Here is a 15100-nt window from a genome sequence, read left to right as displayed (position 1 = left end):
ATTTATACCGGCAATGATCAGTTTATTTAGTTGTCGAAGGCAGCTTAAAAGAAAATCGGAGTATGAAGGGCACAAAAGCAGAGGGGCCTGGTTTATCGGTGGTTCCGGCCTCTAAAGCGGCTAACAAACTTGTATATGGACGCTATCCCCACAAGTGATGAGTAATGCTTTTCCAACGCTGTCGACAGTGCGATTGCATTCGTACATCTAGCCGGTGTTGAGCTTGTTCGCCCTGGCCATACTATGGTTCGCGCAACGAGGGCCAGTCGTTCATGGACGATGGCTAGTAGCTGCCAACAGTGCACGACCGCAAAGGGTCGATAGCGGCCACTCGTGACCAGCAGCTTCCGACCCAAAGCGGCCGTTCAGACAGTCAACGTACCCGTACGGATAGTTAAGCAAAAGAGCTATAGGAGGAGCTTCAGTCAAAATTCTGCTCTCCCAAGCGCTAGTCCCTAAGAGCTACATTCTCAAAGTGCTGAAAGACGTTTCGCGACAAATAACGCAAGCCGTTGTTAACATTTCGCCTGGATTTGCGCTCACAACAAGTCGATCTTAACTCCCATTAGGGGATCAGTTTTGGAACGTTGACTGGATCAAGTGACCCATCAATAAGTTTTCGAAGAATAACCGTCCAGTGCTCAGCCTCTTTGGCAGTCATATTCATGACGATCTTTGGATGCTGAAGATCGTTTACTTTTATGTGCACTCCCCGTGCTTCCGCACGCGCACCGATCGCTTTGAGATTATCGGTGAGCACTTCCTGTGCCACGGCCATATCCCTGCCGTAATACTTTGTAGTGGTCATTCCAGGGTCATAGAAATAAAACTCGATAACATCAGAGGCGTTGATAATAACGGGAGGCAGAACCTCCATCGTCGGCAAAACCTTTATATAACATATTTTGGCAGTGCGAGAGTCTACAGAAATGGAGCCATTAACATTATAGTGAAAATAGTCAACGTTTTGTAGGGACGCCAATGACTTGGCGTGGACGTCGACCAGTAATTTATTTATAACAACTATTTTTTTATCAACCCCCCACTTTATTAAAAGTGCGGGGATTGCAATGGCTAATCCAAAACCAATTAGAGCGCTTTTCGAGAGGTACCATACTGCAACCATGATGATGCAAAAGAGCGTAAACCAAACCGTGATGTGAGGCACCAATGCTAGAACATACATTTGCTTCTTTGACATTTCGTCTGTAATAGTTTTCACGATAGCGCCTTACTGTCGAGATCTTAGTGGTAGTACTTGGTCAAATATTGAGGCAGTCCGGAATGTAAGCGTGACGCCTCAGGGAAGTGCGTCTTGGCATCGATCTACGGGCTATTAATTAGATGTGCCAAATTGACGCGCTTGGTGTGGCATATTGCCATCGAGCCCGTTCGAGTGGAAGAGCCCGCATTTTTTTTGCGATCAAAACCATGTGCGTTGCAATGCGAAGCGTTAGCTAACCATTTCTAAATGGCCGCTTTTGGCCGGTTAGCGCCCCCTTTCCTGGCTAACCATCCTTGTCTTCCCGTAAGCGGAGGACAAATCCATGAACACCACTGCTACCTACAGTCATCAGCCCTGGAACAAAGGAAAATTAGTAGGACAGAAAGCCCCACTTCGCCTGAGAGACATCTGGGCGATCCGGGTGAGGCCGCAAATTGCCGAGAGAGCCAGAGATCTGGCGCTCTTCAATTTAGCCATCGATAGCAAGCTGCGAGCCTGCGATTTAACCAAGCTCCGTGTGCGCGACGTTGCTCATGGTGAGCACGTTTCATCGCGTGCCATCGTGATGCAGCAGAAAACGCAGCGGCCAGTGCAGTTTGAAATCACGGAGCAAACCCGGGCTGCTTTGGAAGCCTGGATCCGCCAAACACACTTACGCACCGAAGACTGCCTTTTCCCTAGTCGCCTACATACCCCCGATCATCTCTCCACGCGGCAATACGCCCGTATCGTCAAAGCGTGGGTGCGTGCCATTGGACTTGATCCAGCCATGTACGGCACTCACACAATGAGGCGTACGAAAGCATCATTGATTTATCGCAGGACGAAGAACCTGAGAGCGGTTCAACTGCTGCTCGGCCATACCAAGCTTGAGAGCACCGTTCGATATCTCGGGATCGAGGTGGATGACACCCTGGAGATGGCTGAGCAGACAGAGGTTTGACTCGGCACATAACGACGGCTCACAGCCAGGCCGTCGCTAACCGGCCATGAGCAGTCATGGAAGTACCTACGAAACTATGAACCACTCACTACTTGCAGATTGAGCCCCTTTACAAAGCGCTCTGGGCTCTCACCGCCCACCCGACGGCATGGATTTTTCTGAAGCCGAGCTGGCCGATCGGGATGTAGAGAGGCGTTTTCAGCTGCGTTTGACCTTGGCACGGATTGCGTCGCGGTTCATCCGGGGCCAGCCGTCGAGGGCCACTGGGCCAGCATGAAGAAACCATGCTGACCCTTCTGACGATTGGTCGCGTCAGGGAGTAGGGGAGCTGCACAAGGGGGATCAGGCCCGATCATGTAGGTTTACAATCAGTGCGTATGATAATAAGGTTTTAATCATACGGAGTGTATGTAATTTGGCCCTGGCGCATGACTGCGCAAGGGCCTTTCGATAAGGAGAGTCGAGCATGTTCAGTACCTACCGCGAGTTGTTCCAGGCCAGGGGGGCCAAGGGCTTTGCCCTGGCTGGCCTGTTGGCCCGGCTACCGTTGCCCATGACCGGTATCGGGATCATCACCATGCTGTCGCAAATAACCGGCAGTTACGGCTTGGCCGGTGCCGTGGCAGCCACCTTTGTGCTGACCTATGGGCTGATGTCGCCGCAGATCTCGCGCCTGGTTGACCGCCATGGCCAACGTCGGGTATTGCCAGCCGCCGCCGGGCTCAGCGTGCTGGGCATCCTCATGCTGCTGGCTTGCAGCTATTGGCGGCTGGCGGAGTGGACGCTATTCATCGGGGCCGCGCTTGCCGGCTTCATGCCCAGCATGTCAGCGATGGTGCGCGCACGCTGGACCGCGATCTACCGCGGCAACGCGCAACTGCAGGCCGCCTATTCGCTGGAAACCGTTCTCGACGAAGTCACCTTCATTGCCGGTCCGCCGATTTCGGTGGGGCTGAGCGTGGCGGTACTGCCGCAGACCGGGCCACTGGCTGCCGCCGTGCTCCTGGCCATCGGCGTGCTCGCCTTGGTGGTGCAGGTCGGCACTGAGCCGCCGGTAGAGGCCGAGGCCTTGACCGGGCAAGGCAGCAATTCGGTGTTCCGAGTGGCCGACGTGCGCCTGCTGACCTTGCTGATGGTCGCCATGGGCGTGATCGTGGGTACCGTCGACATCGTCAGCTTGGCATTCGCCGAGCAGATGGGCATGCCGGCCGCGGCAAGTGTGGTGCTGTCCTGCTATGCCATCGGTTCCTGCGTCGCCGGGATGGTATTCGGTGCGCTGAAACTCGATACCCCGCTACATAAGCTGCTCCTGCTGGGCGGGCTGGCGACCGCGGCGACGACCTTGCCGCTGCTGCTGGCGGGGAACATTGTCGGACTGGCCGGCGCCGTGCTGATCGCAGGCCTGTTCTTTGCCCCGACCATGATCGTGGCGATGTCTCTGGTAGAGCGCATCGTGCCCGAAAGCAAGCTGACCGAAGGCATGACCTGGTTGCTTGCCGGCCTCAACGTTGGCGTGGCCGGCGGCGCAGCGGCATCTGGGCAGGTGGTTGATGCATGGGGCGCCAAGGCCGGATTCAACGTGGCCTTGGCCGCTGGGGCCGCAGTGTTGCTGGTTGCGCTCTGGGGCTACCAGCGCATGCGCGCCCGAGCCCAACAGGCGTCGTATTCGTTTTGATCGGCTTCAGGCTGGCGATGGGCCATGCGGACTGAGGTTCGCTCGGCGCGCGACGAGGCGACAGGCTTGTCAGTGCGCCTCGCGCCCAAGACAATGCGCGCGAGGCATGAATACGTTTTGCCCACCCCATGCCGTTGAAGACAAGGAATAGCTTGATGGTTCGTCGCACCCGCGCCGCAATGCAAGAAACCCGGGCCCTGTTGCTGGCCACCGCCCGCCAGATGTTCAGCGAGCTCGGGTATGCGCACACTTCGATGGACGATTTGACCGCCCGTGCGGGTTTGACCCGGGGGGCGCTGTACCACCACTTTGGTGACAAGAAGGGGTTGCTGGCGGCTGTCGTCGAGCAGCTCGACGCCGAAATGGACGAGCGCCTGCGCGCCATCACCGACACCGCCGAGAACGCCTGGGACGGTTTTCGCCAACGTTGCCGCGCCTATCTGGAGATGGCGCTGGAGCCCGAGATTCAGCGCATCGTGCTGCGCGACGCCAGAGCGGTGTTGGGCGGCGGCTCGCCTGAGGCCCAACGGCATTGCATAGAGTCGATGCGCCAGTTGATTGAGAACCTGGTGCTGCAGGGTGTACTTGTCCAGGCACAGGCTCAAGCGCTGGCCGTATTGATATACGGCAGTTTGGCGGAAGCGACGGTATGGATCGCGGAGGCCGAGAACGGCGACACGCGGCTGGCGCAGGCAAGCCAGGCGTTCGACCTGCTGTTGCGCGGGGTGCTAAAACGGCCTACAGACTCTACGGACACGTGACCGCACTCGACATTCAGCGCGTTGCCATCGCGATTTTGTGCCCATCATCAGCCGTAATCATCTCGCAGCGGTTCGTCTAGCTGAAACGTGCTCAAACCTGTTGGAGGTCAACCCACCGCAGGTATTCGCGCCTAGCCCTTCCTACCCGAAGCAGACCTTGGCTAAGGGCTGCTAACGGCCATAGCAGCCCGTCGCGGCAGGTAAAAAACGTCTCAGCGGACAGTCGTCGGTGCCCTCTGCACTTGCGTGAGTCACGCCCAATGTGTGTAATCGTGACCATATCGAAGTAAGGAACAAAGGCATGCACCGCAACACCATAACTTTTCAGGATGCGATTCGCTCTGGAGGTGCATCAAACGGTTGTACCAGCGTTGAGCGTTATTTTGCCGACTTTAGAATCGACGAGCGTTCTCTATTGGAAATTTTAGTAAGCGCTGACGGTGGGCACTCTGACTATATGAGTGGTTTCGTATCGGGATATCCAGAACAAAATCTTCTCTTTGCCAATAGCCTGATCCGAAGCGGCCTGCCCGAGACAAGGTCCAATCGGGTAATCATCTACATTTGCCCTGAATGTGGAGACATCGGCTGCGGAGCATACTCAGTGCACATTCGCAGTTCTGGTGACGAGATCATCTGGGAGGAGTTCGCTTACGAAAACGGATATGAAGAGCCTCGCATAATCCTTGATGTTGGCCCTTTTTTATTCGGCTCTGCCTCCTATGAGCGCGCCGTTAAAGCCGCGTCTGAGATTTGATTTGGCCGTGTTAGGAAGCTGCCCCTTGGTCTTACGTCCCCGATCTTGGGCGAGGCGACCACTTGCGAATGGCTACCTGAATCCCCCCCTAGTTTCGTATACGCCTTCAAGCCTCTAGGATAGTCTGTTCACTCGAGGCCGGTCGCTTCTGGCCGCTTGCTGCCCTCGGCGATGGCAGCTAAGGGTCGAGTGTGGTCGCTCGCACAGACAGCAACCCGCGTTAGTCCCAGTCCATTTTGATGCTCTCTTGTTTCCTGAACGCATCCAGCACACTCTCGAAACGGGAGCGCTCGAAGGTCAGGCTCGGTATTGAGTCATACCAATCAACGGCAGGGCATTGCAAAGTGATTAAATCCCTCAGCAAACCAAATCGGCGCCACTGGACATGGTGCTCATCGGCGTGCTGCTCAGCAACAATGACGGTACATGTCAGGTCCAAGTCATCAGAGCAAACAAGCAGGGGGACCAAGGTCTCCCAGCCCGGCGCTGTGGAATAGGTCCGATCCCATACCAAATAGGTGTCGTCATCGTCGCTCAAGCCTGAATGCGCTGATACGAGGTGTAACTCAGCTTCCCGATTGTGCTGAGGTAGCCAAACCTCCAAAGGTACTCCGTCAACGGCAAACGTCGGGTAGAAGCCGAGACTGTACTTGGATTTGTGCCTTGTGATGGATAGCAAATTACTCATTCCAGCTCTCGAATCCCTGAAGTCTGTAGAGCTTACTTTTGCCAGGTGCGCATGTCTGCTTTTGGCAGATAGTGGGCCCTCCGCGTGAAGGGCTGATTAGGGTCGAAAGCGACCCTTCGCGAGTGGCCGCTGACGCCCCCTAGCGGTACGCCATATCCATGCAGCCGTGATCGGTACTCGCTTTGCATTTTTTGCTCAGCTCCTACAATCTGCACTACTGATTTCTATTACTACCCGCATGAGGCTAACCGTTGTCTACAGACCCGTTATGTCTGATTTTTATACCGGCGTTGGTCACTCTACTAAAGGCGGCGGAGGATCGGAAAGGCTCTGCGCTCAGCGAAGCTGAGGTGCTTGAGATTCGAGATAATGCCACCACGATGGCAGTGCCCTTCAGTGCTGCCTTCGCGTTAGAAAAAGATCGGGGTTATGAGGACATCGTTCCAGAGGATTGCTGGGAAGAATGGCTGCGGGTCCGTTCATCACTCTGATCACCATCATTCAAAGCTTAACCCGGGAGACAAGAATATTGCTGTTCCAGAATTTCACAGCGTCTCGGTCGTGATAGGTCATTAAGCCGATCGGCAGCTATCGACCCGTAGCGGACTGTCCTGCCTTGGGGCTTGCGTGGTGGATGATGTGTGCCTGAAGATCTTCGTTGCCTATGAGATCGAGCGCCGCCCGCGCGGCGCATCGCGGATAAATCCGCTCCTACATTTTGTTGCAACGTGGCCATGCCTGTGAGGCCATGGTTGTCAGCCTTGTTGGCATGACGGGATTTTTCGCTGGGTATTGATGCCGCCTCGCATGCCTTGAGACACGCACCAAGGCAGGCAACCATGGCGTAACAGGTTCGGCACGTTGCAACAAAATGTAGGAGCGGATTTATCCGCGATGCGCCGCGCGGGCGGCGCTCGATCTCATAGGCGCTACATACCGTTAGGCGAACACATCCGAATCCACGCCGCGCTACGATCCCAGGAAGATGTCAGTAAGCCGCAACCCCGATCACTGCAGGTGCTGTCTGATCGCCTGGGCCGCCTGGTCCATCGCACTGCGGGTAGCGGGCACCTGGCCGAGCACGTTGAGCAGGCCGAAGTCATGGATCATGCCGTTGTAGCGCACGGCGGTCACCGGGACACCGGCAGCACCCAGCTTGCGCGCATAGGCTTCGCCTTCGTCGCGCAGCACATCCATCTCGGCAGTCTGTACCAGCGCGGGTGGCAGGCCTTTCAACTGCTCCAGGCTGGCGCGCAGCGGCGAAGCATGGATGTCGTCACGCTGCCTGGGGTCGCTGGTATAGCTGTCCCAGAACCACTGCATCATGTTGCGCGTCAGGAAATGGCCCTCGGCGAACTGGTTGTACGAGCCGTTGTTGAAGTTGGCATCGGTCACCGGCCACAGCAGGGCCTGGAAGCGCAGCTTCGGCGTGCCGGCCTCCTTGGCCTTGAGCGCGACAACCGCTGCCATGTTGCCACCAACGCTGTTGCCTACCACCGCCAGACGGCTGCCATCGACGCCAATCTGCTTGCCGTTTTCGGCAACCCAGCGGGTGGCGGCGTAGGCCTGGTTGATGGCGGTGGGGAACTTCGCTTCCGGCGACGGGGTGTAGTCGACGTACACCGCCGCCGCACCGGAGCCGAGCACCAGGTCGTGGATCAGGCGTTCGTGGGTCGGGTAGTCACCGAGCACCCAGCCACCGCCATGGAAGAACATGAACACCGGCAACTCGCCTTTCGCCCCCTGTGGGCGCACCACGCGGATCTCCAGGGCCTGGCCGTCGACCGCAATAGTGCGGCGCTCGACCTGGGTGCCGGAAACGTCGACCTTCACGCTGGCCTGGGCGCCAGTGAGCACGGCACGCGCGTCTTTCGGCGCCAGGGTTTCCAGCGGTTTGCCGCCACCGGCTTCAAGGGCCTGAAGGAAAGCCTGGGTAGTGCTTTCCACACCGGGGCTACCGGCGGCGAAGGCACTGTTGACGGCGAGCGCAAGCAGGCCGGCGGAGAGGGGGCGGGAGAGTTTCATGGTCAAGCTCCTGGGGCGCTGGGTAGGGTGATCAGTTCTGGTTGGCGGAGGTGGTCGGGCGCAGGTAGCTGACCTTCTGCACCTTGCCGTCACTGTCGCGGTAGGTCAGGGTGGCGGTGCTGGTGTGCCCGCTGGCGTTGGCCGGGGCATCTATGGCGATGACTTGAGCGATGTCCAGGTGCGTGCCGTACTGGTACGGCGAGGCGGTCTGGGCGAAGGCACCGAAGCTGGCGCCGAAGGTCAAGGTGGCGATGGCGATTGCTTTGCTGAAGTTCATGGTCATGCTCCGTTAGCTGGGATAGTGGAATCAGCATCTGCTTGCTGGTTGATTGGTATGTTGCGCGATAATAGTTAGCGCGCAAAATATATTTCCGTAATGGTCCTGATTGAAACGCTGCATCAGCCCCGGGCATCGCCGCTGAGCGGCGACGTCGGGTGGTTTGGCTAGCGTGCTGCCGGCGGGAAGTCGATATCGGTAATGGCGATGTTGTTCAGGTAGTTTGTGAGGGTTAACAGCGTCACCTGCGCCACCACCTCGACGATCTTGCCATCGTCGATACCCGACTCACGGGCTGTTGCAATCTGCTGGTCGCTCAGCTGGCCGCGGCTTTCGGTGACCTGGCGCGCCAGGGCGGCAACGGCGCTGAGCGTGCCGCTGCGGGCCTGGCTGATTGCCTCTTCGCTCAGGCCCGCTTTGCCTGCAAAGAAAGCGTGCGCGGCCAGGCAGTAGTCGCAACCGTTCACCTGCGAAGCGGCGAGGGCGACCACTTCACGTTCAGCGGCGCTCAGCGAGGTTTTGCCCAGGGCTTGGGCCAGGCCCAGGTAACCGTTCAATACAGCAGGGGAGTGGGCCAGGGTGCGGAAGGCGTTGGGGATGAAGCCGAGGCCTTTCTGAATACCTTCCAGAGCGGTGCGCGAGGCAACAGGTGCCTGGTCCAGCGAGAGGGCAGCGATACGAGTCATGGTCATTCTCCAAGGGGTTGATTAACGGGCTTGTCGATCAAGCTTGGAGTCAATGTTAGGGAGCTGGGCTTTCCTTTCGGCTGCAGATCATCGAAATTATGCAACAGATCGTCTAAACCCGAGTGTGCCATGGACCGATTGTCGACGTTGCTCAAACACTTCAACCTGCATGCCGCCACCTTTCACCAGGGCGGCTTCTGCGGCACCACCGACCTTGATGGGCAACAGCGGGTGGGGTACGCCCACCTGCTGCGTGCCGGCCGCCTGGCCTTCAGGGACAAGCACGGGCAGGTTGTTGAACTGAACGAACCGAGCCTGATCCTGGCGGTGCGCCCGCAGGCACACCGGTTGGTGGCGACCGAAGCCGATGAGGCGGAGCTGGTTTGTGCCACCTTGCAGTTCGAAGGTGGTGCCAACAACCCGCTGACCTTGGCCTTGCCGGATTTCATCATCAAGCCGCTGCGCGAACTGCCAATGCTGACCGGTACCCTCGACTGGCTGTTTGCCGAAGCCTCCGGCGACGAATGTGGCCGCGATGTCATGCTCAATCGCCTGTTCGAGCTGATGGTGGTCCAGCTGCTTCGCCACCTGATTGCCAGCCGCAGCATTACCTCGGGGATGATGGCCGGGCTGGCCGACGCCCAGCTCTCGCGCGCACTGGTCGCCATCCACAGCGAACCACAGCACAACTGGTCGGTGGCGCAGATGGCTGATCGTTCAGGCATGTCGCGGGCCAGCTTTGCCGCGCATTTTCGCCACACCGTGGGCATGACTCCGGCCGACTACCTGGCCAACTGGCGCATCAGCCTGGCCCAGAAGCGCCTGCGCGAGGGCCGCCCGATCGCGCTGATTGCCGATGAGGTGGGCTACGAAAGCCCGTCGGCCTTGGCCCGGACTTTCCGGCGCAAGGTTGGCGCTAGCCCGAAGGCCTGGCTGAAGCAGGGTTCGGCATAGGGCCAGGGGCGCCTACAGGTGCTCCCGGAGAAAGTCGACGAACGCCTTGGTGCGGGCGGAACGCCGTCGCTCGGGGCTGAACACGGCGCTGACCGGCAGTGCGGTGGCCTGGTAATCGTCAAGCACGCTACGCACGCGGCCTTGCGCGGCATCGGCTGCGAACAGCCATTCGGGCGACAGGGAAAGGCCCAGGCCGCCGAGCACCATTTCGCGGATGGCCTCGCTACTGTTGCTGGTGACATTGCCTTTGATGGCAACCTCGAGCGCTTGCTCGCCGCGGCTGAACTGCCAATTGTCATAGTGCGTCAGCAGGGTGAAGCCGATGCAGTTGTGGCCGGCCAGTTCGGCGGGCTGGCGTGGCTGCCCGTAGCGCTCCAGGTAAGCCGGCGCAGCGTAGACCCGGCGCACGCTGCTGCCCAGGGGCACGGCCACCAGGCCGTCGTTTTTCAGCACCCCGATGCGGATGGCGACGTCGATGTTTTCCGTCAGCAGGTCTTCGTTGTGATCGTTCAGCCGCAGGTCGATCCGCACTTCAGGGTAGCGCTGCAGAAAGCTGCCAATCAGCGGTGCTATGCACAACCGCCCGTAGCTCACCGGCGCGGCGATCCGCAGCGGCCCTGCAATCTGCTCCTGGCCACTGGCAAAGCTGCGCGTGGCGGATTCCAGCTGGCCGAGAATCTCCTGGCAGTGATGGTAGAACCGCTGCCCTTGGTCGGTCAGGGCCAGCTGACGGGTACTGCGGGCAAATACCGGCCCGCCCAGGTAGCGCTCCAGGGCGCGGACCTGTTTACTCACCGCAGGCTGCCCGATGTTCAGTTCGCGAGCGACCGCTGAAAACGACCCACGCTCCACCACGCGTACGAAGACGCGCATGCTGTCGAACAGATCCATTGCCATCTGGCCTCTCTGCGGAATAAGTCCTATGCCAATCTAGTGTCTTATCGGAATGAACGTGGCGGCGCAACCTGTAAGCGTCCACTCAATCGAGGTTGCCATCATGAAACCGACCATGCTCGCCGCTATCGCAGAATCCGCCCAAGCCCCGCTGGCTGTGCGCCACATTGCCCGCCCGATACCCGGGAAGGGCCAGGTGCTGGTGCGGGTCCATGCCGCAGGCGTCAATCCGCTCGATACCAAGATCGCCACCGGCGCAGGCGCGCATGCTCGCCAGCCGCTGCCGGCGGTACTCGGCCTGGACCTCGCCGGCACGGTCGTCGAACTGGGCGAGGCGGTCGAAGGGTTTGTCGTCGGTCAGGCAGTGTTCGGCATGGCCGGTGGCATCGGTGGGGCCCAGGGCACCATGGCCGAGTACATTGCGGTGGATGCCCGGCTGATCGCAGCCAAGCCGCATGCACTCGCCATGAGCGAGGCGGCAGCGTTGCCGCTGGTATTCATCACGGCGTGGGAAGGGCTGGTCGATCGCGCCAATGTCCGCCCTGGCCAGCGCGTGCTGATTCACGGTGGGGCAGGTGGGGTCGGCCAGGTGGCGGTGCAGTTGGCCAAGGCACGCGGCGCCGACGTCTATGCCACCGGTTCGGCGGCCAGTCTCGATTTCATTCGCGCCCTGGGCGCCACGGCAATCGATTACCGGGCGCAGAGCGTGGAAGCCTATGTGCAGCAGTACACGGCCGGGGAGGGGTTCGATATCGTCTATGACACCGTAGGCGGCAGCACCCTGGATGCTGCCTTCCTGGCGGTCAAGCCTTATACCGGCCACGTGCTCAGTTGCCTCGGTTGGGGCCAGCACAGCCTCGCGCCGTTATCGTTCCGAAGCGCCACCTACTCAGGCGTGTTCACCCTGGCCCCGTTGCTCACCGGCCAGGGGCGTGAACACCACGGGGCTATCCTGCGCGAGGCGGCTGCGTTGGCAGATGCCGGGCAGTTGCAGGTAAGGGTGGACCCGCGGCAGTTCGCCCTGGCAGATGTCAACGAAGCGTTTCGCCAGGTAGCGGAAAGTCGTGGTACGGGCAAGACGGTGATCCGCTTGTCCAGCGACTAGCTACCGCGACCGTGCAGACGACTTGGTTCAACCCGGTCGCTTCTCGTATCATCGGCGCATTCGCCTGTGGATCGGAACCTGTGCAATCACTCACCGGAAAACTTCAGCCTGCTTCGGCAACCCCTGCGAAGTGGGACGCAGGCGAGGCCGTCAGCCAGCTGTCGTGGGACGACTTGCGCATCATCAAGACCCTCAGTGAGTGTGGCAATCGTGCCGCCACGGCCAAGAAGCTCGGGGTGAACGTGTCCACCGTTTCGCGGCGCATTGCCCAGGTCGAGCGCACCCTGGGTATCGCCCTGTTCGATCACCGCAAGTCGGGCTACCTGCTCACGGCCGAAGGTGCCGAGCTGCGCGCGCTGGCCGAGCGTGTGGAGCTGGACATCGTCAGCGTCACACGGCGTGTTTCACGTGCTGGCCAGGGCCCCCTCGGCAAGCTGCGGATCACCACCAGCGACTCGCTGCTGCTGTATTTCCTCACCCCGATCATCGCCGAATTCAAGGCGCTGAACGAGGGCATCACCCTGGAAGTACTGGTCGGCAACCAGACCTTGAGCCTGGCCCGGGACGAGTCGGATATCGCCATCCGGGCGACGCGCAAACCTGCCGACAGCCTGGTCGGCCGCAAGCTGGCCAACATCGCCTGGGCGCCGTACTGCTGTGCCGGCCAGGCAGGCGCAGCCGCCCTTTTCGAAGGGGAGCAGCCATGGGTCTCGTATGCTGCCGCGCTATGCGGTTTGCGGGCAACGAGTTACGTCGAGAACCGAGTCGCCCCCGAGCGCATCGTGTACCGCACCGATTCCGTCGCTGCAGCGAGCGCGGCCATCGCGGCAGGGCTCGGGTTCGGTTTTCTCCCCTGCATGCTGGGCGACATCACCCCGGGGTTGGTCCGTGCCGGCCCGGTGGTGCCCGAGCTGCAGGATGAACTGTGGCTGTTGACTCACCAGGACATTCGCAAGTCGTGGCGAGTCAAAGCCTTCATGACCTTCTGTGCCGCCGCCGTGGCCGAGCAGAAGCCCTTGGTCGAAGGGCACCTCCCAGCCAGCTGAGGCCAGCCCGGGCGAGCTAGCGCCCGGATGCGCCGGTGCCAATCACGGCCTTGCAGGCGATCTCGATCAACTGCGGGCGCTGGGCAAGCCTGGAGACACCAATGATGTTGCTTGCGCACTGAGGCCGCTCAGTGCCGTATGCCGCCTTGCGCACCTTGCCGACGACGGCGAAGGCCGCGTCCATGTCCAGCACGTAGAGCGTCTCCTCGACCACGTCCTGCAGGGTTGCGCCATACAGGGCGAGCAGCTTGGCAATGTTGGCGTAGGAGGCCCGCATCTGCTCGCCCATGCCCGAAAAGTCACTGGGCCTGCCGTCGGCATCGAGCGGCGCCGGGGCGACCAGGTTGCCGTCCTCGTCGTGGTTGAACTGGCCCGACACATGGATCTCGTTACCGACCCGGCGTGCCTGCGGATAGCCATAGGCATCCTCCCAGGGAACGCCCCAGTAGGCGGTGTCTTTGTTGAGTGGTTGTGAAGCTGCCATATGCGTTTTCCTGCAGATGAGCGGGCCGGATTGACCCGCATGGACAGGCGAATGCTAGCAGCGCATCGCCACGCCTGATGGCGCAAAAAAGAGCTTCCGCGAGCGCAAAAGTGCGCCACCGATGCCTGCCGGGTTTCGCTATCTTGTGTTCCACCTCAAGCGGCGACGACGCCGAGGCATGCACCACGAACGGTGCGACTGACCATCATCCAGCGGAGAGGAAGCAACCATGCGCAACCCTAAAACCGAAGTTCTGACCCCCCTCAACAGCCAGCTGATCTTCATCGACCAGCAGCCGCAGATGGCCTTCGGCGTGCAGAGCATCGACCGCCAGACGCTGAAGAACAACACCGTGGCCCTGGCCAAGGCGGCGAAGATCTTCGACGTGCCCACCACCATCACCACGGTCGAGACCGAAAGCTTCTCGGGGCACACCTACCCGGAGCTACTCGCGGTGTTCCCGGACGCTCCGCTGCTGGAGCGCACCTCGATGAACTCCTGGGATGACCAGAAGGTACGTGACGCGCTCAAGCACAACGGCCGCAACAAGGTGATCGTGTCCGGCCTGTGGACCGAAGTGTGCAACACCACCTTCGCCCTGTCGGCGATGCACGACGCCGGTTATGAGATCTACATGGTGGCGGACGCCTCCGGCGGCACCAGCAAGGAAGCCCACGACTACGCCATGCAGCGCATGATCCAGGCCGGCGTGGTGCCGGTGACCTGGCAACAGGTGCTGCTGGAATGGCAGCGCGACTGGAAGAACCGGGCCACCTACGACGCCGTGATGGCGCTGGTGAAAGAACATTCCGGCGCCTACGGCATGGGCGTCGACTACGCCTACACCATGGTGCACAAGGCGCCTGAGCGTGTTCAGCATGGCCCGACCCTGGCACCGGTCGCGGCAGCTGTCTGAACCGTCACCAGTAGCCCCCTGAACGGGGCTGGTGATTGATGCAAGGGTGCGCAGCAGGCCGAGCCACCTGGGCCTGGTCTTCCCCTGGGAAGCCCAGTGCCTGGTTTGTGACCGCGGAAAGGCGCGCACCCGGTTACCTGGATGTGTGAACGGGTGAGAACATGGAACAATTCACCGCGCCGGCGTCAGTGCCGGCGGCAACGGCGCCGCTCGGTGCCTGGCAAATAGAAGCTGCCAAACAACTCATGCTGGAAAAGCTGGACAGCGGCATCTCGGTTGCCGAAGTCGCCGAAGCGTGCGCATTGTCACGCAGCCACTTCTCGCGCATGTTCAAGCAGGGTACCCATATGCCCCCGCAGCAATGGTTGCGCGAGCAGCGGGTGCTGAAGAGCAAAACGCTGCTGAAAACTTCCACCATGTTGCTTGTGGACATCGCACTGACGTGCGGCTTCTACGATCAATCCCACTTCTGCCGGACCTTTTTCAGAACTGAAGGCATGACCCCGCAGAGGTGGCAGCAGCAGCTGTTCGGCGGTCATCGTCGGCAAGCACGGCGTCTGCAGTGACAGGGCGCGGTGGCTAGTACCGCGGTGTAGGCCGGCTGCCGGGTGAGTGACATCTTGATACAGGGACAGGCGCAACCAGCTACCGGCCTTGCGCACAA

17 protein-coding genes are annotated in these 15100 nt (G+C 60.2%); 10 read left to right on the top strand and 7 right to left on the bottom strand.

From position 1 onward, the window contains the following. Nucleotides 1–565: 565 nt before the first annotated feature. The gene (locus HG549_RS15425) at nucleotides 566–1222 is read right to left on the bottom strand and encodes a hypothetical protein (protein ID WP_170030367.1); all 657 of its coding nucleotides are present in this window, start codon (nucleotides 1220–1222) and stop codon (nucleotides 566–568) included. A gap of 325 nt (nucleotides 1223–1547) precedes the next feature. Here HG549_RS15425 and HG549_RS15420 point away from each other — a divergent pair, with 325 nt between their 5' ends. From HG549_RS15420 to HG549_RS15405, 4 genes are all read left to right on the top strand, one after another. Beyond that, the gene (locus tag HG549_RS15420) at nucleotides 1548–2168 is read left to right on the top strand and encodes a tyrosine-type recombinase/integrase (protein WP_170030366.1); all 621 of its coding nucleotides are present in this window, start codon (nucleotides 1548–1550) and stop codon (nucleotides 2166–2168) included. Nucleotides 2169–2634: 466 nt separating this feature from the next. After that, complete coding sequence (locus tag HG549_RS15415; protein WP_170030365.1) at nucleotides 2635–3843, top strand: MFS transporter; 1209 nt, start codon at nucleotides 2635–2637, stop codon at nucleotides 3841–3843. A gap of 155 nt (nucleotides 3844–3998) precedes the next feature. Continuing rightward, entirely contained in the window at nucleotides 3999–4604 is a 606-nt protein-coding gene (locus HG549_RS15410) for a TetR/AcrR family transcriptional regulator (protein ID WP_170030364.1), read from the top strand. Between the two features lie 301 nt (nucleotides 4605–4905). Further along, nucleotides 4906–5361, top strand: coding sequence for a hypothetical protein (locus tag HG549_RS15405; protein ID WP_170030363.1), 456 nt, complete (start codon nucleotides 4906–4908; stop codon nucleotides 5359–5361). Nucleotides 5362–5581: 220 nt separating this feature from the next. On the opposite strand, the gene HG549_RS26025 is transcribed toward HG549_RS15405, so the two are convergent. Then, nucleotides 5582–6049 carry a hypothetical protein gene (locus HG549_RS26025; protein ID WP_256665914.1) on the bottom strand — a complete coding sequence of 156 codons (468 nt, stop codon included), beginning with the start codon at nucleotides 6047–6049 and terminating at the stop codon, nucleotides 5582–5584. Nucleotides 6050–6300: 251 nt separating this feature from the next. Here HG549_RS26025 and HG549_RS26020 point away from each other — a divergent pair, with 251 nt between their 5' ends. After that, nucleotides 6301–6540 (top strand): hypothetical protein, encoded by a 240-nt coding sequence (locus tag HG549_RS26020; RefSeq protein ID WP_256665913.1) that lies wholly within the window; start codon nucleotides 6301–6303, stop codon nucleotides 6538–6540. Nucleotides 6541–7057: 517 nt separating this feature from the next. Here the strand turns inward: HG549_RS26020 and HG549_RS15395 are convergent. The 3 genes from HG549_RS15395 to HG549_RS15385 form a co-directional block, all read right to left on the bottom strand. Further along, complete coding sequence (locus HG549_RS15395; protein WP_170030362.1) at nucleotides 7058–8074, bottom strand: alpha/beta hydrolase; 1017 nt, start codon at nucleotides 8072–8074, stop codon at nucleotides 7058–7060. A gap of 31 nt (nucleotides 8075–8105) precedes the next feature. Beyond that, nucleotides 8106–8351: a DUF2790 domain-containing protein gene (locus HG549_RS15390; RefSeq protein WP_170030361.1), complete on the bottom strand. Its 246-nt coding sequence runs from the start codon at nucleotides 8349–8351 to the stop codon at nucleotides 8106–8108. 167 nt (nucleotides 8352–8518) lie between these two features. After that, nucleotides 8519–9037, bottom strand: a complete 519-nt coding sequence (locus HG549_RS15385; protein WP_170030360.1) for a carboxymuconolactone decarboxylase family protein — start codon at nucleotides 9035–9037, stop codon at nucleotides 8519–8521. Nucleotides 9038–9166: 129 nt separating this feature from the next. On the opposite strand from HG549_RS15385, the gene HG549_RS15380 reads away from it, so the two are divergent. Continuing rightward, entirely contained in the window at nucleotides 9167–9991 is an 825-nt protein-coding gene (locus HG549_RS15380) for an AraC family transcriptional regulator (protein WP_170030359.1), read from the top strand. Nucleotides 9992–10003: 12 nt separating this feature from the next. Here HG549_RS15380 and HG549_RS15375 read toward each other — a convergent pair whose 3' ends face one another. After that, a complete protein-coding gene (locus tag HG549_RS15375) occupies nucleotides 10004–10882 on the bottom strand; it encodes a LysR family transcriptional regulator (RefSeq protein WP_170034196.1) in 879 nt (292 codons plus the stop codon). A gap of 106 nt (nucleotides 10883–10988) precedes the next feature. Here HG549_RS15375 and HG549_RS15370 point away from each other — a divergent pair, with 106 nt between their 5' ends. Both HG549_RS15370 and HG549_RS15365 read left to right on the top strand, forming a co-directional pair. After that, complete coding sequence (locus HG549_RS15370; protein ID WP_170030358.1) at nucleotides 10989–11990, top strand: zinc-dependent alcohol dehydrogenase family protein; 1002 nt, start codon at nucleotides 10989–10991, stop codon at nucleotides 11988–11990. 80 nt (nucleotides 11991–12070) lie between these two features. Continuing rightward, entirely contained in the window at nucleotides 12071–13036 is a 966-nt protein-coding gene (locus HG549_RS15365) for a LysR family transcriptional regulator (protein ID WP_170030357.1), read from the top strand. A 16-nt stretch (nucleotides 13037–13052) separates the two neighbouring features. Here the strand turns inward: HG549_RS15365 and HG549_RS15360 are convergent, their stop codons facing one another. Then, complete coding sequence (locus HG549_RS15360; protein ID WP_170030356.1) at nucleotides 13053–13520, bottom strand: RidA family protein; 468 nt, start codon at nucleotides 13518–13520, stop codon at nucleotides 13053–13055. A gap of 229 nt (nucleotides 13521–13749) precedes the next feature. On the opposite strand from HG549_RS15360, the gene HG549_RS15355 reads away from it, so the two are divergent. Then, nucleotides 13750–14436: a hydrolase gene (locus HG549_RS15355; RefSeq protein WP_170030355.1), complete on the top strand. Its 687-nt coding sequence runs from the start codon at nucleotides 13750–13752 to the stop codon at nucleotides 14434–14436. Between the two features lie 161 nt (nucleotides 14437–14597). After that, nucleotides 14598–15002 (top strand): helix-turn-helix transcriptional regulator, encoded by a 405-nt coding sequence (locus tag HG549_RS15350; RefSeq protein WP_170030354.1) that lies wholly within the window; start codon nucleotides 14598–14600, stop codon nucleotides 15000–15002. Nucleotides 15003–15100 lie beyond the last annotated feature (98 nt).

The sequence above is a fragment of the Pseudomonas sp. SK genome (assembly GCF_012975065.1).
In the GTDB taxonomy this organism is placed as follows: domain Bacteria; phylum Pseudomonadota; class Gammaproteobacteria; order Pseudomonadales; family Pseudomonadaceae; genus Aquipseudomonas; species Aquipseudomonas anuradhapurensis.
This window is presented reverse-complemented; position numbering and strand designations above follow the sequence as displayed.